Source organism: Pantoea sp. PNT03, from assembly GCF_014852515.1.
Lineage (GTDB): Bacteria > Pseudomonadota > Gammaproteobacteria > Enterobacterales > Enterobacteriaceae > Pantoea > Pantoea leporis.
This window is the reverse complement of sequence record NZ_JACVBT010000003.1, coordinates 261,889-285,323: the sequence shown is the minus strand read 5'-3', so window position 1 is coordinate 285,323 and position 23,435 is coordinate 261,889. Positions and strand designations below refer to the sequence as shown.

Annotated in this window: 19 protein-coding genes, 1 tRNA gene and 2 pseudogenes; 7 read left to right on the top strand and 15 right to left on the bottom strand. The window is 52.5% G+C overall.

From position 1 onward, the window contains the following. Window positions 1–8: 8 nt before the first annotated feature. The 3 genes from IB226_RS13065 to IB226_RS13055 all read right to left on the bottom strand — a co-directional run bounded on the left by IB226_RS13065 (window position 9) and on the right by IB226_RS13055 (window position 4,679). Window positions 9–1,286, bottom strand: a complete 1,278-nt coding sequence (locus IB226_RS13065; protein ID WP_192235842.1) for a DUF445 domain-containing protein — start codon at window positions 1,284–1,286, stop codon at window positions 9–11. An 80-nt stretch (window positions 1,287–1,366) separates the two neighbouring features. Continuing rightward, a complete protein-coding gene (locus IB226_RS13060) occupies window positions 1,367–2,869 on the bottom strand; it encodes a helicase HerA-like C-terminal domain-containing protein (RefSeq protein ID WP_192235840.1) in 1,503 nt (500 codons plus the stop codon). A gap of 241 nt (window positions 2,870–3,110) precedes the next feature. Then, window positions 3,111–4,679: an ABC transporter substrate-binding protein gene (locus IB226_RS13055; protein WP_192235838.1), complete on the bottom strand. Its 1,569-nt coding sequence runs from the start codon at window positions 4,677–4,679 to the stop codon at window positions 3,111–3,113. Between the two features lie 532 nt (window positions 4,680–5,211). Here IB226_RS13055 and IB226_RS13050 point away from each other — a divergent pair. From IB226_RS13050 to IB226_RS13040, 3 genes are read left to right on the top strand one after another with little or no spacing between them, the layout of a single operon-like run. Beyond that, window positions 5,212–5,943, top strand: coding sequence for a gluconate 2-dehydrogenase subunit 3 family protein (locus tag IB226_RS13050; RefSeq protein ID WP_192235835.1), 732 nt, complete (start codon window positions 5,212–5,214; stop codon window positions 5,941–5,943). A 37-nt stretch (window positions 5,944–5,980) separates the two neighbouring features. Continuing rightward, entirely contained in the window at window positions 5,981–7,750 is a 1,770-nt protein-coding gene (locus IB226_RS13045) for a GMC family oxidoreductase (protein ID WP_192235833.1), read from the top strand. Window positions 7,751–7,754: 4 nt separating this feature from the next. After that, a complete protein-coding gene (locus tag IB226_RS13040; protein WP_192235831.1) occupies window positions 7,755–9,011 on the top strand; it encodes a cytochrome c in 1,257 nt (418 codons plus the stop codon). Between the two features lie 89 nt (window positions 9,012–9,100). On the opposite strand, the gene IB226_RS13035 is transcribed toward IB226_RS13040, so the two are convergent. The 3 genes from IB226_RS13035 to IB226_RS13025 all read right to left on the bottom strand — a co-directional run bounded on the left by IB226_RS13035 (window position 9,101) and on the right by IB226_RS13025 (window position 11,122). Further along, window positions 9,101–9,778, bottom strand: coding sequence for a MarC family NAAT transporter (locus IB226_RS13035; protein WP_110868046.1), 678 nt, complete (start codon window positions 9,776–9,778; stop codon window positions 9,101–9,103). A gap of 133 nt (window positions 9,779–9,911) precedes the next feature. After that, a complete protein-coding gene (locus IB226_RS13030; RefSeq protein WP_192235829.1) occupies window positions 9,912–10,547 on the bottom strand; it encodes a hypothetical protein in 636 nt (211 codons plus the stop codon). 95 nt (window positions 10,548–10,642) lie between these two features. After that, entirely contained in the window at window positions 10,643–11,122 is a 480-nt protein-coding gene (locus tag IB226_RS13025; protein ID WP_192235827.1) for a carboxymuconolactone decarboxylase family protein, read from the bottom strand. 110 nt (window positions 11,123–11,232) lie between these two features. Between IB226_RS13025 and IB226_RS13020 the strand changes: the two genes are divergently transcribed. After that, entirely contained in the window at window positions 11,233–12,609 is a 1,377-nt protein-coding gene (locus tag IB226_RS13020) for a PLP-dependent aminotransferase family protein (RefSeq protein WP_192235824.1), read from the top strand. Between the two features lie 45 nt (window positions 12,610–12,654). Here IB226_RS13020 and IB226_RS13015 read toward each other — a convergent pair whose 3' ends face one another. Next, on the bottom strand, window positions 12,655–13,164 hold the full coding sequence (locus IB226_RS13015) for a DUF2501 domain-containing protein (RefSeq protein ID WP_101762213.1): 510 nt from the start codon (window positions 13,162–13,164) through the stop codon (window positions 12,655–12,657). 273 nt (window positions 13,165–13,437) lie between these two features. On the opposite strand from IB226_RS13015, the gene IB226_RS13010 reads away from it, so the two are divergent. After that, window positions 13,438–13,522 (top strand) — tRNA-Leu (locus IB226_RS13010). A gap of 311 nt (window positions 13,523–13,833) precedes the next feature. Here the strand turns inward: IB226_RS13010 and IB226_RS23430 are convergent. From IB226_RS23430 to IB226_RS12990, 4 genes and pseudogenes are all read right to left on the bottom strand, one after another. Continuing rightward, window positions 13,834–13,947: pseudogene (locus IB226_RS23430) on the bottom strand (efflux RND transporter permease subunit); the annotation flags it as partial. Window position 13,948: 1 nt separating this feature from the next. Continuing rightward, window positions 13,949–14,152: a hypothetical protein gene (locus IB226_RS13000; RefSeq protein ID WP_192235822.1), complete on the bottom strand. Its 204-nt coding sequence runs from the start codon at window positions 14,150–14,152 to the stop codon at window positions 13,949–13,951. A 36-nt stretch (window positions 14,153–14,188) separates the two neighbouring features. Further along, complete coding sequence (locus IB226_RS12995; protein WP_192235820.1) at window positions 14,189–14,986, bottom strand: efflux RND transporter periplasmic adaptor subunit; 798 nt, start codon at window positions 14,984–14,986, stop codon at window positions 14,189–14,191. Window positions 14,987–15,278: 292 nt separating this feature from the next. Further along, a complete protein-coding gene (locus tag IB226_RS12990) occupies window positions 15,279–16,169 on the bottom strand; it encodes a transcriptional regulator (protein WP_192235818.1) in 891 nt (296 codons plus the stop codon). Between the two features lie 593 nt (window positions 16,170–16,762). Between IB226_RS12990 and IB226_RS12985 the strand changes: the two genes are divergently transcribed. Further along, window positions 16,763–17,086, top strand: coding sequence for a hypothetical protein (locus IB226_RS12985; RefSeq protein WP_225608297.1), 324 nt, complete (start codon window positions 16,763–16,765; stop codon window positions 17,084–17,086). Window positions 17,087–17,767: 681 nt separating this feature from the next. On the opposite strand, the pseudogene IB226_RS12980 reads toward IB226_RS12985, so the two are convergent. Beyond that, window positions 17,768–18,502: pseudogene (locus tag IB226_RS12980) on the bottom strand (SDR family oxidoreductase). A gap of 1,032 nt (window positions 18,503–19,534) precedes the next feature. Continuing rightward, window positions 19,535–19,783: a hypothetical protein gene (locus IB226_RS12975; RefSeq protein WP_192235816.1), complete on the bottom strand. Its 249-nt coding sequence runs from the start codon at window positions 19,781–19,783 to the stop codon at window positions 19,535–19,537. A 265-nt stretch (window positions 19,784–20,048) separates the two neighbouring features. Between IB226_RS12975 and IB226_RS12970 the strand changes: the two genes are divergently transcribed. Continuing rightward, a complete protein-coding gene (locus IB226_RS12970; protein ID WP_110867458.1) occupies window positions 20,049–21,389 on the top strand; it encodes an MFS transporter in 1,341 nt (446 codons plus the stop codon). A gap of 309 nt (window positions 21,390–21,698) precedes the next feature. Here the strand turns inward: IB226_RS12970 and IB226_RS12965 are convergent, their stop codons facing one another. Together IB226_RS12965 and IB226_RS12960 are read right to left on the bottom strand one after the other, a co-directional pair. Next, entirely contained in the window at window positions 21,699–22,649 is a 951-nt protein-coding gene (locus IB226_RS12965) for an NAD(P)-dependent oxidoreductase (protein WP_192235814.1), read from the bottom strand. After that, on the bottom strand, window positions 22,649–23,341 hold the full coding sequence (locus tag IB226_RS12960) for an RraA family protein (RefSeq protein WP_192235812.1): 693 nt from the start codon (window positions 23,339–23,341) through the stop codon (window positions 22,649–22,651). Before IB226_RS12960 ends, IB226_RS12965 begins: the two co-directional genes overlap by 1 nt. Between the last annotated feature and the right edge of the window lie 94 nt (window positions 23,342–23,435).

Below are 23,435 nucleotides of genomic sequence, written 5' to 3'. Positions count from 1 at the left end.
CGACCTTTTTACTGAATACGCTCGATCCAACCCGGCACCTGCGACAACACATACAAAATCAGCCCAATCGTCCCGCCAACCAGCGTGCCGTTAATGCGGATAAACTGCAGGTCGCGGCCGATATTCAGCTCAATTTGCTGCGACATATCGCGCGCATCCCAGCTTTTCACCGTATCGCTAATATGGCGCGTCAGGAAAGCAGCAAACTCAGGCGCCACGCTGCGTGCGGCATCTTCCAGATGCTGATTCATCGAGGCGCGCAGCGCTTCGTCAGCAGCCAGCGTCTCGCCCAGCCACAGCGCGGCCAGTCTGACGCGCTCCTGCACCCGTGAATCCTCACTATTTAGATCGTCTTTCAGCCAGCCCCGTAAATCCTGCCACAGCTCGCCAATGTAGCGATTGAACGACTCATCTTCCTTCAGCCAGCTCTTGATGTTTTCAGCACGTTCCGCCATTTCGGTATCGCTTTTCAGCCTCTCAATCAGCCGCTGCACCGCGCGGTCGAAGCCCAGGCGCAACTCATGCCCCTGATCGAGCGCGACCTGATCGAGTATCGAATCCACCGCATTCGCAACCAAATCGGCGCTGTGTTCGCCCAGCCATTCGGTTGGCAGCATTTTGGCTTTGATCGGATGTTCACGCTTGAGCCAGCGCACAATCTGCGCGGCGATAAACTCGCGCGTACCGGGCTTGTGCAGCAAGCGCAGCAGCTGTTGTACCGCCGCATCCAGCAGCTCCTGATGGCGATTATTTTTCGTCAGGCTATCCAGCAGCAGCGCGCTGGATTGGGTGAGATCGACCTTATCCAGCGCGCGATGCACCGCACGGCGCAGAAAGCGCTGAATGCGCTGATCATCGGTGAGATCGAGAAAACCGCGCATCACCTGCAACAGATGACGACCAATGCGATCGGCGTTGCCCGGCGTGTTCAGCCACTGCGCCAGCATCTGCGACGGATCGTGGCGGCGAATCAGCGCCAGCAGCGAATCGGTATCGAGGAATTTCTCCTGCACGAAGCGACCCAGATTCTCGCCAATGCGATCTTTATTGCGCGGAATAATTGCTGTATGACGCGAGATAAACGGCACCGGCACGCGCCGGAACAGCGCCACCACGGCGAACCAGTCGGCTAATGCGCCGACCATCGCCGCTTCTGCGATTGCCTTCAGCCCAAGCACCCAAAAGTTGGCTGGCAGAAACAGCGTCACAATAAAGGTGGCTGCCGCAATCAGCAGCAGTGACAGCGCCAGACGTTTGCTGCGCTTAAGTTGTTGGAATTTATCCATAGTTCCTTAAATACCCTAAATAATTCGAGTTGCAGGAAGACATACAGCTAACGCACCTGCGGCTTGAAGTATGCCGGGTATTAGCGACGGCGGCCGCCAAGAAGGCTTCCTAATACACCTCGAATGATCTGATTGGTGACCTGGCGCGCGGCACTCTTCGCCACGCTCTGCACCACGCCGTCGCGCTTGCCGCCGCGTGGGCCGGTGGTGCCGAACAGAATGTCCTTCAGGCCGCCGAGAATACCGTCATCAACGGCAACCTTGTTGCCTTTGGCTTCCGGCGCATTGGCTTGCTGCGTGGTGGCCTGCACGCCTTTTTGCAGCATTTCGAACGCCGACTCGCGATCGACTTCGCTATCGTATTTACCGTACAGCGGCGAATTGTTGATCAGGCCATTGCGTTCATCCTGCGTAACCGGCCCCATGCGCGAGCCGGGCGCAATCACCATCGCTCGCTGCACCATCGATGGACTGCCTTTTTCATCGAGAAAGGAGATCAGCGCTTCGCCGGTACCGAGCGCCTGAATCGCCTCGACGGTATCAAACGCCGGATTGGCGCGCATGGTTTCGGCGGCACTTTTTACCGCTTTCTGATCTTTCGGGGTAAAGGCGCGCAGCGCATGCTGAACGCGGTTGCCGAGCTGGCCCAGCACGTTATCGGGAATATCGGCGGGATTCTGCGTGACGAAATAGACGCCAACGCCTTTCGAACGGATCAGGCGAATCACCTGCTCAACTTTCTCCAGCAGCACCGGCGGTGCATCGGTAAACAGCAGATGCGCTTCGTCGAAGAAGAACACCATTTTAGGCTTATCGAGATCGCCGGCTTCGGGCAAGTGCTCATACAGCTCGGCCAGCAGCCAGAGCAGGCTGGTGGCGTAGAGTTTCGGCATTTGATAAAGCTTTTCTGCCGAGAGGATGTTGATAAAGCCTTTGCCGTTGCTATCGCAGCGCATCCAGTCGCGGATATCCAGCATCGGCTCGCCAAAGAAGTGCTCGGCACCTTGCTGCTCCAGCGCCAGTAATCCGCGCTGAATCGCCCCAACGGACGCGCTGTTGATGTTGCCGTATTGCGTCTGGAAGGCTTTGGCGTTGTCGCCGATGTATTGCGTCATGGCGCGCAGATCTTTGAAATCCAGCAGCAACAAGCCCTGATCGTCGGCGATGCGGAAGATGATTTGCAGCACGCCCGATTGCACGTCGTTAAGGTTGAGCAGCCGCGCCAGCAGCAGCGGGCCGAGATCGGATACCGTGGCGCGCACCGGATGGCCTTGCTGACCAAAAATATCCCACACCATCACCGGATTTTTCTGCGCCTGCCAGTCGCTGACGCCAATCTTCGCCAGGCGCGCCAGCAGCTTCTCGGATCCTTCGCCTGCGGTGGAAATGCCGGTGAGATCGCCTTTCACATCGGCCATAAACACCGGCACGCCGATATCGGAGAAGGATTCCGCCAGCTTTTGCAGCGTAACGGTTTTGCCGGTGCCGGTAGCGCCGGTGATCAAACCGTGGCGGTTCGCCATGTTGGAGAGAAGATGCAGTTGAACGTCAGGCGTTTGGGCAATCAGTAACGGAGTGGTCATGATTTTTTCGCTCTCAGGCAATAGGTTATGCCAGAAGGATAGCAAGCGGCGCGCGAGGAGGGAGGAGGATTGTGCCGAAAAAGGCGTAATTATGTGCCTGCTGTCCCCCATCCCGGCCTTCCCCCGTAAACGGGGGAAGGAGATGCTGCCACATGCAGCCTCAGCACTGACATATGGCAGCATCTTCCTCCCCCATTAATGGGGGAGGACCGAGGAGGGGGAAAGCGAGCACAATCCAAAACTATTTCTGCACCGTATCAAAAAACAGCAAACTCACACCAATCCCTTGCTGTACATGATTCACGTTATTCCGCACCGCAACCTGCTGCGCGCCCTGCAGCGTCACCACAAACGGTGAGTTCTGCTGCACGGTTTTCTGCAAATCGGTATAGAGCGCACGGCGCTTAACCGCATCGCTTTCACCGGCCGCTGCGCGGGTTTTCGCACTCAGATCCGGAATATCCCAGCCGACGCGCCACGCCAGGGTTTTGGAACCGCCCGGCACGTTATAGGCAAAGGCGCTGGCGTTGGTGTTTGGATCGACATAGTCTGCGCCCCAGTAAATGAAGATCGACTGGAAATCGCGACCGCGCATTTTGCTCCACAGCTCCGATTCCGCCACCGGCTGTAACTCAATCTGCACATCCGCTTTGGCGAAGCTGGCCTGCAGCGCCTGCGCCACGTCAATATAGGGCGGCTGATTGATCACCGTCAGCGCAAACTTCGTCCCCGGCTTGATGCCGCCTTTGGCTAAAATCTCTTTGGCTTTCGCCACATCGTAGTGGAACGGCTGATCGTCCAGCGCGCCGTCAAAACCCTGCGGCAGGAAGCTCTGATGAATGCGGTACTGACCTTTCAGCAAATCCCTCGAGAGGGTGTTGTAGTCCACCAACCAGCGCGCGGCTTGCCACAGCGCCGGATTGCCCAACGCCGGTTGCGCTTTATCTTTGGTATTGAAACCGAGGTAGTAAACCAGGCTGGAAGGGAAGGCTTCAATGCGCAGATTCTTGTCGCTCTTCAGCGCATCAATCTGATCCGGGCCAAGCTGATACGCCACATCAACATCGCCTTGCTGAATCAGCAGACGACGCGCACTGGCATCCGCCACGCCTTTAAGCAGAATGCGTTTCAGCTTCGGCTGCGGATTCGCTTGTTGGTTGGCGCTCAGCACCAGCGCCTGCTGCGGCACATATTGCTGAAGGATAAATGCGCCGCTGCCGGCGGAATGGGTATGCAGCCAGCCGTTGCCGAGATCGTTATTAGCGACGTGTTGCTGCACGGTTTTGCTATCCACCACCGAGGCCACCGGAGCGGTCAGCAGGCGCAGCGCCAGATTCTGACCAATCTGCGCTGGCCACTGAATCTCCAGCTGATGGTCATTCAGCACTTTGAACTGGCTGGCGATGTTTTCATTGGTCCAGCCAAATTCGGCGAGGATGAAAGAGGGCGCTTTGTTCAGCTGCACCGCGCGCGTCAGTGAGAAGATCACATCCTGCGCCGTCACCGGATTGCCGCTGGAGAAGTGTGCGTTGGGTTTGATGTTGAACACTAAGCTGTGCGGCGTGCTGCCTTGTTGCCAGTGGGTGGCCAGCAGCGGTGCCAGCTTCTGCGGATCATGACGATCCGCCTCCACTAATGTTTGGTAGATGTTGCGCTGCACGCTGTTACTGACGGTTTCGAAGCTTTCAGCGGGATCGAAGCTAATAATGCCGTCGAGCGAGACGGCGACGACAAGGGTATCTTTCGGTGTGGCGGCGTGCAGTGCAAAACTGCTGCCCCATAAAGCGACGAGCAAAATCAGTGAGCGCATTATTATTGTCCTGAGTGATAGATAAATTCACTCTATCTCTGCCGTCGCTTTGGCAAAATGCCGGTTTGTTCTGAGCTGTGCCGGAATATTACAATTGATTACCTGGGGGAATTATTGCGTTTATTTTGTGCGCGACTTGTTATTTCCGCTAAATAGATCGTTCATCTGCTGGTCAATAAAGTAAATAAGATGTTATAAATGAGAATAATTCTCTGGTATGGAAGTATGATTTTTTTTCATTGATTCATTTCTGCGATTATTTCTTTGCGCGATAATTCCTGGTCAAATGCCCACTGATTCGTGCCACTTTCCCCTCAAATGTACGGTTAAACCCTGTTTTTTCGCCTCGAAAACCTTTTACCAAGCCTTAACCTAAATTCAACATGATGACTGAATTTCATCAAAACACATCCATAATTGAATTTTTACATTCTGAAATACCTATATCCCTAAGATTGCCAGGTTATTTACCGATTTATAAAGCTATTAACAAAAATAATTATCTTTCTTAGCAAGTGAGAGTCGTCGCGCCATGCTTCTAAATAAACCGACCACCAGACGTAAGTTTTTACTTGGGTCGCTGTTGGCTTTGCCATTAAGTGACCTGGTATTTAAGGGATTAACTGCGGCGCAAGCTGCGGAAATGGCAGCACCAGAGCTCGCCGACTATAAACCGATCTTTTTCAGTACCGATGAGTGGCAATTTATTCTGGCCGCAACCGATCGCCTGATTCCAGCCGGCGGCAAAGGTAAAGCGCCAGGTGCACTGGAAACCAACGTGCCGATCTTTATCGATCAGCAGCTGCACAGCCCAGAGTTCGGGGCAGAGATCTACATGCAGGGTCCGTTCAACGTGCATGCACCTGCCACCATGGGTTATCAAATCCCGTTCACGCCACAGCAGATGTACCAAACCGGTATCAAGCTGGTGAATCAGTGGACGCAAAGCAACTTCCAGAAACCGTTCCATGAGCTGTCACTGGAAGAGAAAGATGCGGTGCTCACCAAAGTGAACAAAAACGACGGCATTGACTTCGCCGCCCTGGGCGAAGAGAACCTAAAGGCCTCGCAGTTCTTCGGCCAGCTGCTTGCAGATACCAAACATGGCTACCTCGCTGACCCGATGTACGGCGGCAACAAAGGCATGAAAGCCTGGATTGCCATCGGCTTCCCGGGCGCACGCGCCAGCTTTACCGAATGGGTGAAGCAGCACAACGTGCCGTACCCGCTGGGACCGGTCAGCCTCCTGGGTGAAAGCGCGTAAGCACACCCCCGTTTTTGGTATGTGAGACAGGATTAACATGGCACAGATTACAAAGAAAGAAGTCGACGTCGTCGTTTGCGGCCTCGGCTGGGCCGGCTCGTTGATGAGTATTGAACTGGCGATGGCGGGACTCGAAGTGCGCGCATTGGAGCGTGGCGGCGAGCGTGATTACCCGGATTTCGCTTATCCGAAACCGGCTGATGAATACGCCTACAACGTGCGTAACAAAGTGTTCGCTACGCCAAAAGAAGTGGCGGTCACGGTGCGTTACAACAGCAGCCAGACGGCGTTGCCGACCCGTAAATGGGGCGCGTTTGCGCCGGGAACCGGCGTGGGCGGCGCGGGCATGCACTGGACGGCGGTGCTGATTCGTCCAACCCCAACCGACCTGAAGTTGAAAACCTACGTCGATGAGGCCTACAAGCCGGGCATCCTGCAGGAAGATATGCGCGTGATGGACTTCCCGTTCACCTGGGAAGAGATCGAGCCGTATTACTACAAGTTTGAGCTGATCTGCGGTCAATCCGGCACCACCGGCAACCTGCGCGGCCAGATTCTGCCGGGCGGCGATCCGTTTGAAGGTCCGCGTTCTGAACCTTATCCGTTGCCTGCGCTGGAAGACACGCTGAACAACGTGATGTTCAAAGAGGCGGCCACCAAACTCGGCTACCATCCGTTCCCGAACCCATCTGCGTGCGTATCACGCGCGTGGAAAAACCCTTACGGCAACCAGATCGCGCCGTGTAACTACTGCGGCTACTGCTCGAAATATCCGTGCCTCAACTATTCAAAAGCCTCACCACAAACGGCGGTAATGGATGCGTTGAAACGTATGCCGAACTTCTCTTACGAAGTGCATGCGGAAGTGGTGAAAGTGGTACTGCATGACGACCAGAAAACTGCCAAGGGCGTGATTTACTACGATGTGGACGGCAACGAAGTGTTCCAGCCGGCGAAGATCGTGGTGCTCTCCAGCTTCCAGCTCTACAACGTACGCCTGATGCTGCTCTCCGGTATCGGCAAGCCGTATAACCCAATCACCGAAGAGGGTGTGGTGGGGCGTAACTACGCGTTCCTGTCGAACGGCGGCGCAACCCTGTTCTTCAAAGACAAAAACTTCAACTCTTACGCCACCGCCGGCGCCACCGGCCAGATGTTCAACGACATCTCGCCAGGCAACTTCGACGGTCCGGGCCTTGGCTTCCTTGGCGGCGCCAAGATCCACAGCTCGCAAGCCACCGGCACGCCAATGGCTGCTGCGCTGCCGAAAGGCACGCCATCGTGGGGCATGGGTTACAAAGAAGGTCTGGAGGAGTGGTACAACCACTCCATGAAGATCAGCATCACCACTACCTGCCAGTCGTATCGCGATATCTATCTGGATCTGGATCCGAATTACACCGACCATCGCGGTCAGCCGTTGCTGCGCATGACGTTCAACTGGAAAGAGAATGAACTGAAGCTGCAACAGCACCTGAAAGGCATCGTCGGCAACATCGCCAAAGAGCTGAACCCAGACAGTATGAGCATGAGCTTCCTGCCAATGGGCGCGGACTTTGACCTCACCAAATACGTTTCAACCCACAACGTGGGCGGCGCGGTGATGGGCGATAACCCGAAAACTTCTGCACTGAACAAGTACCTGCAGAGCTGGGATGTTCATAACGTGTTTGTACCGGGCGGCAACGCCTTCCCGCAAAACTTCCAGGCGAACCCGACCGATACCATCGGCGCGATCACCTTGATGGCGGCACAAGCCATTAAAGAACATTATCTGAAAAATCCCGGTCCACTGGTACAGGCATAAGCGCATGAAATTAAAATCATTGTTAATCGCCAACGCCGTGCTGCTGGGCAGCTTTGCACTGCAGGCACACGCGGAAGATGAAGCTCAATTGATCAAGCAGGGTGAATACCTGTCGCGTCTCGGCGACTGTATGGCGTGCCATACCGTTTCCGGCCAAGGGGATTACGCTGGTGGTTTGGCGATTGAGTCGAATCTCGGCACCATTTACTCCACCAACATCACGCCGGACAAAGAGCACGGCATCGGCAACTACAGCGAGCAGCAGTTCTCCGACGCGGTGCGCAAAGGCGTATTGCCGAACGGGTCGCGTCTCTATCCGGCGATGCCGTACCCGGATTACGCCAAAATCTCCGACGCCGATATGCACGCGCTTTACGTCTACTTCATGAAAGGCGTGAAGCCGAGCAGCGAGCAGCCGCCGGAAACCGATCTGAGCTTCCCGTTCAGCCAGCGCTGGGGCATGCGCTTCTGGAACTGGGCGTTCACCTCTGACAAGCCATTCCAGCCAATTGGCGGCGCGTCAGAAGAGGTTAATCGCGGTGCTTACATCGTGGAAAGCCTGGGTCACTGCGGCAGCTGCCATACGCCACGTGGCCTCGGCATGAACGAGAAAGCGCTGGATAGCGGCGACGATCAGTTCCTTGCCGGTGGCAGCCTGAACAGCTGGGATGTGCCGTCACTGCGCGGTCTGCCGCGCTGGAGCGAGCAGGAGATTGTCGATTACCTGCAAACCGGTCGTAACGATAAGGCAGCAGTGGGCGGTGAGATGAAGTCGGTGATTGAGCACTCGAGCTCGCACATGACCGATGCCGACTTGAAAGCGATTGCCTCCTATCTGAAGTTCCTTGGCGGCAACCCGGCGCTGCAGGCGTATGACGTGAAGAAACAGCAGGCGACGGAAGCGAAACTGACCGCTGCGAAAGGCTTGTCGGAAGGTGAGCGTCTATATATCGACAACTGCGGCGCCTGCCACTTTGTCACCGGTAAAGGTGCGCCGGGGATCTTCCCGGAGCTGGATCAGGCGACCATCGTCAATGCCAAGGATCCAGGTGGTTTGATCCACACCATTCTGGCCGGTGCGCAGCAGCCATCCACTGAGAAAGCGCCATCAACGCTGGCAATGCCTGGTTTTGCTAAGCGTCTGGATGATGATCAAGTGGCTAAACTGGCGACCTTCATTCGTCAGGGCTGGAGCAACAATGCGCCAGCGGTGAAGAAAGATCAGGTAGCAGAAGTGCGTAAAACGTTGAAAGGTGAGTAAATCGCTTAAAACTGCGTGATAAATCGCGCCGCTACGGATAGGCGCAAATACCGTAGCGGCGCAATTCATTGCGCGTCTTCAACGTGGTCTCAATGATAATTGTGAATCACTTCTAACACGCCATTAATCACGAACTGCACGCCCATACACACCAGCAAAAAGCCCATCAGACGTGAAATCGCTTCGATGCCACCTTTACCAACCAGCTTCATGATGGCGCCCGAGCTGCGCAGCGAAATCCACAAAATCACCGACACGGCCAAAAACGTCAGCACCGGCGCGACGGCAACCACCCACGCCGGGAAATCTACGCCCGATTTAACCGTCGACGCGGAACTGATGATCATCGCAATGGTGCCCGGCCCGGCGGTGCTCGGCATCGCCAGCGGCACAAATGCGATGTTGACGGTTTCACGGTTGCTGTCGGTCGCGTCCAGTTCATCCTGTTTGTGCTCGGCTTCGACCGAATGCCCGACCGGTTTCGCCGGAAATAGCATGCGAAAACCGATAAATGCCACAATCAATCCGCCCGCCATGCGCAGGCCGGGAATGGAGATGCCAAAGGTGTGCAATACCGCGCTGCCGGCATACCACGCCACCATCATGATCAGGAACACGTAGATCGAGGCCTGCATCGCCTGGCGATTACGCTCCTGGAAATTCATCTCTCCGGCCAGGCCGAGAAACAGCGCCACCGTGGTCAGCGGATTGGCGAGCGGCAAAATCACCACCAATCCCAGCCCGATGGCTTTAAACAACTCCAGCATGAAATGTCCCATTTGAAAAATTATTCGATAATCGCACGGCTCGTAACGGCGCAATTTATTGCGCGTTAAGAGGATGGAGAGTCGGTCAAAACCGCGCGATAAATCGCGCCGCTACGGTGTGTGCGTTCATTGATTAGTGCTTCGGCGTATCCAGCGCCTCGATCAGCTCAGGGAAGAAATCCTGCAGCAGCTCAGGCGTCATCAGTTCGGGATAATTGATTAAATGCTCGCGAATGCGCTCATTCACATCCGGCAGCAGGCGCTGGGCGGCGTCCTGCGCGCTGATCTTCTTCTGCTTCATCAGGCGCAGCACGTCATCCGGCAGATTGTCTTCATCTTCAACTTCATCCACACCTTCGAGATCGTCCAGCTCATCCAGCAGATCCATCAACGCTTCAATCTGCGGCGTGCGTGACTGGTATTCGGATGGCTGCTCGTTCTCCAGATAACGCAGCAACGCGCGCACCGGTGAACCATCGGGTTCGGCAGGCGGTTCGTTGGCGAACCAGGTCAAGAGATCGTGCTGCGTCACCTGATGGACGTGATAACCGTTATCCACCAACTCATCGGCAAGGATATCGGCGGTATCGTGCTCAATCAGGCAAATGTGGGTGCGATTAGGCGTGAACCGCTCCAGCCACTGATAGATCTCTTCAATTACGCTGTCGTCGTAAATAAAGTGTTGGCTGAGATAGCTGTCATCCTGCTGGTGAACGCAGATGTGAATCTGGTCGGGATCGAAGTAAATCGCAATGTTGATGCCTTTCATGTGCGCTGTCCTGTGTGGTGCAAAATCTCACTATAGCCTCAGGCAGCGCAGATGAACATGGTGCCGCCAGCAGCATGAGCGACTGGCGGTAAAAATTAACGTAAATCAGCACGATCCAACCCATAAGCGCTGTCCAGTGCGCCCGGTGTCATCTGCGACAGCACCATCAGGCGATTCCAGGTATTGATCACCGCGATACAGAACGTCAGCTCGCTGGTCTCCACTTCGGAGAAGTGCGCGCGCACCTCGCTATACAGCGCTTCGTCGATGCCGTTATCGCCCAGACGCGTCAGCGCTTCGGTCAGCGCCAGCGCCGCTTTCTCTTTGGCGGTGAACAGCGGGGATTCGCGCCAGATCGCCACATGATGCAGACGCAGCTCGCGCTCGCCATGCAGTTTGGCCTCTTTCACATGCATGTCGACGCAGAACGCGCATTGATTGAGCTGCGAGGCGCGCAGATCGACCAGATGCTTCAGTGAGGTTTCTAATGAAACATTACTGACGTTCATGGAGAGATCGGACATGGCTTTGACCAGTGTCGGTACGGTTTTAAAGTGGTTAACGCGTGCAGTCATGTTTTTTTCCTCAGGTGAGTCGTTTTTCAATGCGAAGGTGATGCGGGCATCTTAAACTTTCATGTCTGAGTGAAAAGGGTCAAAAAACGTGAAAACAGGTAGGGCATGGCGTGGGTTATAAAGAGATTTATGCGCGATATCGCCAGCAGATTCTTGCAGGGCAGCTGAAGCCGGGCGACCGCGTACCGGCGATCCGTACGCTGGCGAGTGAGTTGCAAGTGGCGCGAAAAACGGTGGAAGCCGCTTATGAAATCCTGATCGGCGAAGGCTATTTTGTCAGTCAGGGCGCGAAGGGCACGCGCGTTAATCCCGAACTGATTCTGCCGGAAACAATCGGGAAAACGGCAGTGCCTGCGCCGCCAGTGAGCGCGTTAATCCAGCGCGAGAGCAAAGGCGAGCTGCGGCTTGGCATCCCGGCGCTGGATGCGTTTCCGCACAAAAAATGGCTGCTGATTTCCGGCAAAGCGTCGCGCAGCCTGCGCGCGGATGAGATGATTTTGCCGCCGGTCATGGGTTATCAGCCGCTGCGGGAAGCCATCGCCAGCTACCTGAATATTTCGCGTGGACTTAACTGCCAGCCGGAACAGATTTTTATCACCAGCGGCTATCGCGCCAACCTGCGACTGATTCTGGCGGTGCTGGCGCAGCCAAGCGACAAGGTGTTGTTTGAAGATCCCGGCTATTTCTTCGGGCAAAAACTGCTGAAGCGCATCGCGCCGAATCTGCATTACGTGCCGGTCGATCGGCAAGGCATGGATGTGGATTATCTGCTGCGCTATCACGCCGATGCGCGTTTCGCCATCGTCACGCCTACGCATCACAGCCCGCTGGCGGTAACCTTATCGCTGCCGCGCAAACATCAACTGCTGGAGTGGGCACAGCACAACGACAGCTGGATCATTGAAGATGATTACGACGGCGAGTTTCACTACACGCGCAAAGTGATTCCGGCGCTGAAAAGCCTGGATGTGCACGATCGGGTGATTTACACCGGCACCTTCAGCAAAACCATGATGCCGGCGATGCGCGTGGGTTATCTGGTGATGCCGAAAGAGACCATCGCGCGCTTCAGCGAGTTGGGGGAAATCCTTGAAACCGGTATGTCGCTGCTGCCGCAAAAGATTCTGGCGCAGTTCCTCAGCGAAGGGCATTTCTATCGCCACATCAAAAAGATGCGCACGCTTTATCAGCAGCGACGCCGCATGATGCTGGATGCCTTGCAGGCATGTTTTCCGGATGTGTTTGATTTTGAACTGACGGATGGCGGCATGCACATTATCGCCTTCCTGCCGCATGGCACGCAGGACACAGCGCTGGCGGAGATATGGCAGCGGCATCAGCTGCGCGTATTGCCGCTCTCCGGCTGGTATATGCAGACGCAGAAACGCTATGGCCTGGTGATTGGCTATACCAACATTCGGTCGCTGGACCAGGCGCGGGAGTTGTTGCAGAGAACGGTGCTGGAGACGCGAGCGTTACTGGACTAAAGAAAAGGCGCGAGGGACAGCTCGCGCCTTGATATCGGCGCGTCCTTACATGCCGATATATTTTTTGCCTTGCTTCAGAACCACATCGCAGGCTTTGGTTTTCAGCTTCTCACCCATCGGCGAGTTGCTCAGGCTTTGCAAATTCAGTTGCTGACCGTTGCCGGTGTTAAGCAAGCCTTGCAAACCCTGCTGGTAATCGGTTTTCTGCTCTTGCGCGGTGGTGCTGTTCAGGCCGAGTTTGCTCAGCACCTGATCTTTTACCGACTTCACGTTGTTATCCACCACGTTGTGCTGCACGCAGTAGGACATCACGCCTGCAGCGTTGGTCATGCTGTTGGAACTCACCGCTTTATCGCCGCCGTTGAGCAGGCCGGTAAGCGATGAGAGCGACATGCCGCCGTTCTGCGTGGTGCTGGTGTTGCTGGTGCTGTTGTTTTGCTGTGACAGCTGCGATGCCGCGCTGCTCAGCTGATCCTGCCAGCTTGCTGCCGATGCGCTCCCCGCAACCATGGCTGCCGCGATGCCCCATCCCCAAATCATGCGTTGTACTTTCATCTCAACCTCGTTGTCTTTTATGTTCTGACTGCGTCAGTTTTGGTTAAGAGAGGTTTGAATTCGGAAAGTTCCAGTTAACCGGGCTGATTGGGGAAAATTGGGAGCGTTCTGGATTTAGGTTTTTGGGATCCGTTTGATGGGATCGATGTCATAACAAGCAGTTATCCGCGAAGTGATGTTTTTTTCAACGCTTAGCGCACATCCCTAACGATTCCGGTTGCGCACGCTGTTCGTAACGGTATAATCCCCAACGTTTTCCGCATCCTCTTCAGTGCCGAAGTGGCGAAATCGGTAGACGCAGTTGATTCAAAATCAACCGTAGAGATACGTGCCGGTTCGAGTCCGGCCTTCGGCACCATTCACTTTAATTTCTTATTAAACAGTGAGTTAGACGTAAAATTCTATCTCTTATGTATGTAAGAAATGATCTAAGCTTTCACCAGAAATTGCCACTTGGTCAGTAGTGGCAGATCTTCGGGAATACTATCTCATAGCGGCGTGTAGTTCCAAGCTTCAAACACGTACAGTTTTCAACTTGAAAAGCTATGACGCAGCCCACGTCTCTAAATATCCCAAAACAGTTTGATCGCACGCATTCAAGCCCGATGTGTGGCGTTTTCCAGCCCCAAAACAAGTCTATGGTGGTTCAACGTACCTGCATACGAAATGCAGGCTCTGCCAGCGTCTCACCGGCAGTTTAGGGATCGCAATAATCCCGAAAAGAATAATGAACAATGCGACCACCCGAGCGAAAACCGGGCGCTTAATGAAAAACTGAGCCATTTTACTCTCCGGCCTTCATGGTCAGTGTTGCAGGGGAAGCGGTTGAAATCACTGCCGCGACGTTCATGCCGTTGCCAAGCTTATCCATGCCCTGAACGACCACACGGCTGCCGGCAGGTAAGCCTTCGACAATGCGGTAGGCGCCATGGATTAGCTCCCCGACACGGACGTTGATCTGGCGGGCCTTTTGCTCATTGTCAACCACCCAGAGTACAGCGTGACCTTCCTGATGCGAGACAGCCTACTGGGGAACCATCAGCGCATCCTCATAATGCTGACGGGGGATCTCAACCCGCACAAACATGCCGGGCAGGAGTTCGCGATTCGGATTACTCACCTCGATGCGGACTATAACGTCGCCTGTCGCGGTATCGACGCTAATGCCGGAGAAAAGGATTCTGCCCGGCTGGTGATAGACAGCGCCACCGGGTAACAAAATCTTAACCGGCACGCCCGTCGTAGTGGCCTTCTGACTTGCCGACTGCTGGCGCAGCTGGTGGTAAACCCCGGCGGGCTGGTGGATGTCCACATAAATGGGGTCTTTCTGGTAAATGCGGGCCAGAGGAGTGCTGTCGCTGGCTGTCACATAAGCCTCTTCGGAAACCAGAGCCTGATCTATACGTCCGGATATCGGGGCCCCGACGGTGGCAAAACTCAGGTCGAGTTCTTTGCGCCTGAGCGCGGCGCTGGCCTGCGCCACATCTGCCGCGGCCTGGCGGGCATTCGCGATGGCCTCATCGAAACTCTGACGGCTCACCGCGCCCGTTTTCATCAGTGGCCGCAGATGGGCAGCCTGCTGTTGGGCTTTGTCATTGGCGGCTTTAGCACGCAGTAAACCGGCCTGCGCACTGGAGACTTCCGCTTCAAAAGGTGCCGCATTGATCTGGAAAAGAGGCGTCCCTTTTTTAATTTCTGCGCCCTGTTCAAACAGGCGGCGCTTAATGATACCGCTCACCTGCGGGCGTATTTCTGCTGTTTGCAGCGCGTTAACGCGGCCCGGAAGCGTCTCGCTGACCGCTAACACCTGTGGCTGAATCACCTCAACGGCAACCTGAGGTGCAGTGCTTCAGCTTCCGTAACGGCTTTATCATCGCAGCCTGTCAGCGCGGCAATTATGGCAACCAGAAGTAAAGGCAGAGAAAACAGTTTGAGGGACAACATGGGTTTCTCGTATTAAAGAGTGATGACCCATGTTACCGGACACGCGTTTATTCACCGTTGAGAGTGTGTTGAGATTGTGTGTAGAAGCAAAATGTTTTTCTCTATATAGGTACGTGTATTACCTGTGTGAAATGCGGGAGGCAAATGCAAAAAAATCCATATTTCCAACTTCAGAACAGCGTACGACCCGAGGGCATAATATCGCACCACTGTTTTTTGTAATACCAGTCTGGGTTATAGGCACCCAGAGAAAATATAAATTGCTTATCCAATGACGCGGCTAACGCTCTGGCGTGCTGGATGTTTTCCCAGAGCAAAACAGAGCCGACCCCCATAGATCTAAACTGCGGGTCGATCCCGCCATTAAAGTCCTCGAAGTAATACCATGATGGGCACTCAACTTTATAGTTGAGATCAAAAGCGCAGGGTGAGTCATTGATGAATAATATTTTGCCAAAGATCATGTCTCTGAACATGGAGAACGTCTCAGTCAGGATCCCGGTGTCAGTGCACTTAAGACTGTTTTGCCACCGCAAATCGAACAGGTGCTGATAGATAGCCGAAAGTTCAGCAGGGGAAAAAGAAGTCACATCCTCAATTGTTCCGCCCGCTTTTGTAAATCGTCGCACCTCTCCGATACGCTTCTTAGCGGTTTTCACGGAAAAATCGGACTTGATGTGAGCCATTTTTTTCTTAAACAGATTGTGACGGATGCTGTTAAATATGACACCCTGAGAATGAGGTGATAACCGCTTGGTTTTAAAAGGAAGTATGACTTTTACACCCGCTTTTATCGGCAGGATAAGATCATCAAAAACAAAGGGAAGCGTTGAATTTTTATATTCCAGAGAGCCATTGACAGAAAACACGCCAGCAATGGGTTGCCCGTCTTGCCTTTTCATATAGTACTGAATACGGACGCCTCCACGCTCGGAAAGATAAGCGAGAACGCGGGGATGGGTGCACACGCTCCCCCCGAATGCAGTGTAAATCTGAGCATACGCAGAAAGCGTGCATTCTTCCCAGCCGGTATTTTTAAGTTTTAAATATGTTGTAAACATGCCTGTTACCTAAAGTGAAATACAAGGGGCCGCTTAATGATTTGTGCGCAAATATTTCATGACAGGCAAGGGTATAATTGATGAGTATTAAACAAGGGGTAAACAAATGCAGGGGTTTATTCTATAAATTGTCTTTTTTAGCTTCTACACATGTTCTACACACAGTCTGAACTGATCCTCAATAAATAAGCACATAAAAGGTTCACTCACTAAATTAATTATTAGTTCGCAAAAAAATACAAATAAAGCTTGATCCTAAATGGAAAGAATTGTTCAAATCAGATTGTGAAATCAACAGGGTGGTAATGATTTTTAAGAATTGCTTCCTGCGCATGGAATATAAACATAAGCTAAATGAAAAAGTTCAATGAAGTATCTACACTGTTGTTGAGCCTGGCGATAGTTATTAGCTTTATACTGGTCTGGTTTACGACCTGATAAGTGATTAAATCGTCAGTGTGGGATCTAACGTCAATCCTTAATTTATCTTTAAATTCACCATAAATAATTAATTTATTTTTGTGTTTTTTTTGTGTTCGGAAGGCGTTCTGTTAAAGCTTTCCTTTGATCAACCAGAATGGAATGGCACTATCATGAAAAATATCCTTATTACTGGTTCAACAGGTTTATTAGGGGGCAGGGCTCTGGGTATTGATTATCAAAAGGTTTCCTATAAACAGCTTTCTGACAGCAGAAGAACATTTAAGGATCTGTTTGGCCCGAGCAACGAACGGATCATGCTGCGTGCGATGAACCTTTACGGCCATTTCTCAAATCTGAATGTGGTGTTTGATAATTCTAAACTGCTGCAGCTTGGTATGAGTAAGCCTTCCAGGTTCACCGATTATCTGGATCGCTGCGTGCTGACAACGCGTGACGCAACAATTGCCGAACCGATGCAGGTCGATTTTAAATAGTCAGGTATCCGAAAAGCAATAAATACTGAAGCGTAAGTGGGGGCAGGGATCGATTTATGTCGCCCTGTTCATTATGAGCAGGGCGTCCCTGGAATATCACAGTTTGCGAACAACGTTAACGCGTAGAGGGCTAACCTGCAGCCAGATTGCCACACAGATCCCCGCAGCGCGGAGGTACTCTCTGTAGCGCTCAGGAACCCCTGCTGCTTAACAAATCTGCGTACCCGTGTGGAGTGCTGCCATAGCGTGTCAGCCTGTGCCTGTGTGAGTTGACGGGCCTTGCGTGCCGTTATGATATCAGCCTGCAACACGTTGACCCTTGAGGAAATATTCGCATCAAGCAGATCTTCGATGATGCCTCCCGTTTCCGCTTTGACGTTACGCTGGGCCTGCAATGCCGCAGGAAGGGTAAGTCTGTGCAGATTTTATGCCTGCCATTGCCTGGCTGGATACCAGCATAATGAGTCCTACTGTGAGATATTTCATGTATATGACCCTGTAGGTTTTTTTCGCATTGAATGTAACCTTCCTCCGGGGAAGAATGCGTGGGTACAGACCATGGTTGAGTGTCCTGTCTGATCTCACAGAGATAGGGCGTAATATTAAAACGTTTGGATCTCGGCTGTGAGCGAGATGCCGAAGTATGAATGTTTGTTTAACTCCACTGGCTTTTATCCGCTCTTATCCCAGTTCTTCGCGAGTTGGACCTTGAAAGTAGATGCTGCTTATATGACAACTACGTGGCTGAGTCAGCAAAAAACGAACTGTTTCCCAGACTGAGTGCCCATTCATCAGACGTTCCCCCATTCTGGATTCTGTATCAAAAGACGTATCTAACCCTGTAAGTTCGAAATCCGGTGGATACAACCCGGTCACACGTATGTTTTCTTCGGACAACTGCTGTGACAGTTTGGTGATAAACCCGCTAAACCCATGTTTGCTGGCGAAAAAAGCAGGGTGCGCAATTGAATCCGTAAAATTCGGGATCCCACATGAAGATATAATTGAGACGATATCAGCATTGCCTGAACGTCTTAACCCGGGCAGCAGAGCCTGAGTCAGTAGAATCGAACCTGTCAGACCTGAACTGACGGTGTTGATAATTTCTGTGTCAGGCTGATCGTCTAATCTCCCTGACAACCACTGAGCAGCATTCAGGATTAAAATGTCTATCGGCTTGTTTGAAATTAACAACTGTGAAGAAAACTGAGAAAGGGATTCAGGGCGTGATAAATCACAGATATACCCTTTTGCAATGCCGCTTTCAGCAGTGATGCTGCTGCAGGTTTTTTAAATATCTTCAGCCCGCCGTCCGCAAAAATCCACCTCTACCCCCTCTCGTGCCAGCCACACGCACAGCGCCTGACCAAATCCCCCGCCGCCACCGGTAATAACAGCTCTTTTACCTCTCTGCATCTTCATTCATCCTTTTCCTGATGACTATGTGTGGATGTAGATATACATGAGGAAGTTAAGTGACATCTTTCAGTTAATGCCCTTTTTACATGAGGAACAGAAATAAGCTGCATTGCAAACTGTTTAGCGTGTGTCAGGGGATTAGCAATGTCCGCTTCTGGCACAAAGCGGACATTAGGTTAAATAAACGCGGGAGAAGGCGAGATGCTTCAAGCTCAGGTAACAACTTTCTAGCTGTAACTGGGCAGCATTTCAGCCATCCACAGGGCGTAAGAGCCAAGTGCACTCAATATGTAGAATGCGAGCTTTCGGCCACTTCAGCCCCTAAGCGCTATTTCTATCATTCCTATCGCGCTTACATTGAAGCCAACCGCCATAAGATTCCGCATAACATAAATATGTTTGACCTGCTACTTAAGAGCATCATTCGGTTGCGCGGGGCATCACTGACTAAAGCTTCACAAAAAGTCAGTGATGCAATCCAATCTCGATCTCACGGGAGAGAGCACGAGCGATTAGCTGCTAGGGTGCGATGAGCCCACAGCAATATGACTATATTTTCCGGCGAAAGCCGGTTTTTTACGTCCAGACTTCACCTGATATGAATGATAATCGTCACCCTGCACCAATCATTCACAGTATAAGGTTATGTTTCTAATCATAAAAATCAATAAGTGAATAATGTGAAGGATAATTATTAAAATCTTTTTTTAGGTGGAAAATGATTATGTGGATTTCAACCTTAGAACGAATCCGCCACATTAAGCAGGCTTTTACTTGAAACGGGCAATACAAAAATTTAGTGAAAGGATATCTATGAAGATTTCGCCAAAAAAAAGCGGGGGCACATAAGGGGGCATTAACAGTGATGGTTTGTTGTTTTTTATTTAAAATCAATCGCTTGAATTGATTATCGAGTCCGGCCTTCGGCACCATTTAAAGATACGAGAACTTCCGTAACAGTCCGCAAGTTACTAAAATTAAAGCCGAAAGGCTTTTTTTTGGTCCAAATCCGTCCGAGCCTTATTGTGGTTATGCTAAGGTCGACGGGGCACTTACTCTTCTATTGTCTTTTTCTCCTGAAGTACAATTCAACGCCCGCCCGATCAAAACCTGACCTTTTTCTTGTTGGTTTCGCTTTGCATCGTCACAGTGAGTTTTAACAGCAGCGCCTGTTGATGACCACGTCTTGATATTCCATCCTGCGAAATTGGAAATAAATTTAATTGATTGATATTGCTGATTTATATTTCCTTTATTAGTCTCAGTTAATTTTTCCATTCCTGCCGTTTTACTTACCTCATTTCTTATGATTTTCAGTAGACCCGCGGTGCGCGCGAAAAAGAAATCTCGCCAGCATCACAAAAATGAAAATCATCAGATACCTTTCTGTGACAAAAGACACAACCTGATTACAACTTCAGGCACAGAAGGGCGTTTGTCGAGATAATGATTGTACTCTGTACATCTAAGTTTTACACAGTACAACAATCGGCATTGCGAACATATCATCGCGTAAGGCCATGACAAACTTGTGAGGATTATCATGTCTGAGAAAAAGCACACCACGTCTTTCTCTGCCGATATAGAGCAGCAGACCGTTAAGAAGGTGGTTTGGCGCATTTTGCCCTTTCTCATCGTCTGCTATCTGATTGCCATCATTGACCGTGGCAACATCGGTATGGCCTCGCTACAGATGAATGAAGATTTGGGATTATCTAAAGCCGTTTTTGGTCTGGCCAGTAGCCTGTTCTTTGTGGGTTACTTTCTTTTTGAAGTACCCAGCAACCTTGCGATGCAGAAAATCGGTGCGAAGATTTGGATCTCTCGCATCATGGTCTCGTGGGGCATTATCTCGGTCTGTACCGCCTTCGTTGAGAGTGCCAATACACTTTACGTATTGCGTTTTTTACTGGGTGCAGCTGAGGCCGGATTCTTCCCTGGCGTGATTCTCTATCTGACTTACTGGATTCCGGGTAAATATCGCGCCCGCGTGATCGCCACCTTTATGGTTGCCATCCCCGCAGCGAATTTTATCGGCTCGCCCATTTCTGGGGCCATATTGTCACTTGATGGCTGGTACGGCATGCGCGGCTGGCATTGGTTGTTCATCCTGGAAGGCATTCCAGCGGTGGTTTTGGGTATTGCCGCCTTCTTTATGCTGAGCAACAGACCAAGCGATGCCAGCTGGTTAAATCAGGAACAAAAAGCGTGGCTGAATAGCACGCTTGAAGCCGAGAACGCGAAGAAGAAAGCGATCGGCCACATCTCTTTGTGGCAACTGCTGCGCCATAAACATATCTGGGTGATGGCGCTGATTTATGCCGGCGCTTCTGCGGCAGGCTCAACGCTGAGCGTCTGGTCGCCGCAACTGCTTAAATCATATGGCCTGGATAACTTTACCACCGGTTTGGTGAACGCCATCCCTTACGGTCTGGCATCTATCCTGATGATTGTGTGGGGCAGAAGCTCCGATCGCAGCGGCGAGCGTCGCTGGCATACCGCGTTAACCCTTTTCCTGATTGCGGGTGGTCTGTTATCTGCCTTTATCACCAACAGTTTGACGGGCAGCGTGGTGATTCTGTCGCTGGTACTGGTAGGCGCGTATTCAATGAAAGGTCCGTTCTGGGCGCTCGCATCGGGATGGATGTCTTCCACTACTGCGGCCGCCGGTCTGGCTGCGATTGGCGCCATGGCTAACCTGATCGGCGGCGGACTGATGGTCAACGTTTACGGCATCATCAACCAGGCCACGGGCAGCCACACACTGGCTATGGTGCCGCTGGCGATTCTGTGTGGTATTGGCGGTATCGCCGTGCTGATCATGGGCCGCAAAAAAGAGTTAAACATTGAAGTCGAAAACACCGCGTCGCCGGTGAGTAAATAACGTCACCCTCCCGCGGGCGCTTATCTGAGCGTCTGCGGGAGGCTTTTCTCCCATTCCTCCCACCATCAATCCACTCCAAAAGAAGTTCACGTTCCGCCTCATCCAAGCTATGCACTTCTCGTTATCAAGCCGCTAAACGTCAGTGAGATCTCAGTGACAAGTCTGGATTGGAAAGACGTAACTGTCTTATCGAAGGGGCAACGCTGAGGGAGTGACGGAGATTTGCAGTGATAGCCGAGGTTGATGAACGACCTTACCGGCAAGCAAGTTGGTAAGGTCGTTTAACAAATGGTGGGGAGGGTTAATGCATTAAGACAGGGCACTTTCACTTTTGATCGGTTCAGCCAGCACCTTCAAAACGTTACTCGCTGCAGCTGTTCCCATTTTCACGTATGAGTTGTCACTGACGCCACCAATGTGCGGCGACAGGATGACGTTATCAACAGCCTGCCAGACATGTGGTGCGGTCAGCGGCTCAACAGCAAAACTATCCAGAGCAGCCCAGCTAAGGGTGCCGTCACCCAGCGCCGTTAGAAGCGCGTTATCATCGATCAGGCCACCGCGTGCAGTATTGACGAGAATCGCGCCTTTTTTACACTGACTCAGCCTGTCGCTGTTGATCATGTGCTGTGTCTGTTCCGTCAATGGGCAGTGCAATGAAATCACATCTGCCTGTTGTAGCAGAGCTTCAAGCGTGGAGGATTCACACTCGTCGGGAAAGGACCTGGCGAACGGGTCATAGGCAAGGACTTTCATACCAAACGCTTTGCCAATGCGAGCGACCCGACCGCCAATCGCACCCAACCCAATCAGACCCAGCGTTCGGCCTTCAAGCTCAACCGACTTGTGGGTCGATTTGTCCCAATGTCCCTGACGCATTCGGCGATCCAGCGGGAGAACCGCTTTGGCGCAGGCCAATATCATCGTCCATGTATGTTCAGCCACCGCTGCTGCATTAGCACCGGGCGCTGACTGCACGCTGATATGGCGCTCAGCCGCCGCTTTTTGATCGATAACATCAATGCCGCTGCCGTGCTTGGAAATAACCCGCAGGTGAGGTGCGGCATCCATGATGCGGGCGTTGATTTTGCCGTATCGAACAATAATCGCCACCGGATCGTGTTGGTGACACAGCTGACACAATTCGTCTTCACTGGGCTTTATGCCTGCGTAAACGATATCAAAGCCCTTGAGCAGGCCTAACGCTTCCTGCGCCAAATCGCTGCCAGTTACCAAAATTACGGGATGAGAAGATGCCATTACAATTCCTCCCCTTCATTCAACATTCCAGCCGCAAGCAGGGCTTTTTCCAGCCAGGGTGCGCGAATATCGCCTTCACGGATGGCGGCAATGCGTTTGGTCTCGGCATCCAGTTTTTTCTGTGCCAGTTCAATCAGCGCCGGAACGGCTTCACGTGGCAGAACGACCACGCCGTCGACATCACCAATGATCAAATCACCAGGCTGGATTGCCGCTCCGGCCACAGAAACAGGATAGTTAACGCGGCCCGCGACAGATTTGGTTGGGCCACAAGGATTCAGACCTGCGGAAAACACCGGGAAGCCGTTTTCGCACAGTGCGTCGGCGTCGCGAACTGCACCATCGATGATGATTCCTGCGATGCCCGACGCTTCTGCCTGAGTGGACATGATTTCACCAATCAAAGCACAGCTGATATCGCCTTTACCGTCGACGACGATAACATCGCCAGGCTGAGCGATGGCGAGCGCCGCGTGAATGGCAAGGTTATCGCCCGGCCGAACCTCAACCGTGATGGCGGGGCCAGCAACTTTCATGGTGGGTGAAACGGGCTTTACGCGACCGTGCAGCGTACCGCGACGTCCGGCAACATCGGCAAGAATAGCGGCCTGAAACTCAGCAGCCTGTTTGACCAGCTCGGGCGCTGTACGGGTAAGGTCGCGCTTGATGAACGTATTCTCTGCGTGTGGCATAAATCACCTCTTCATGTTTTACCTGATACAACTATGTTGTACTATGTAAAACCACTATATCGATGTTAAATCAGATCGCACCAGCGTTAAGCTT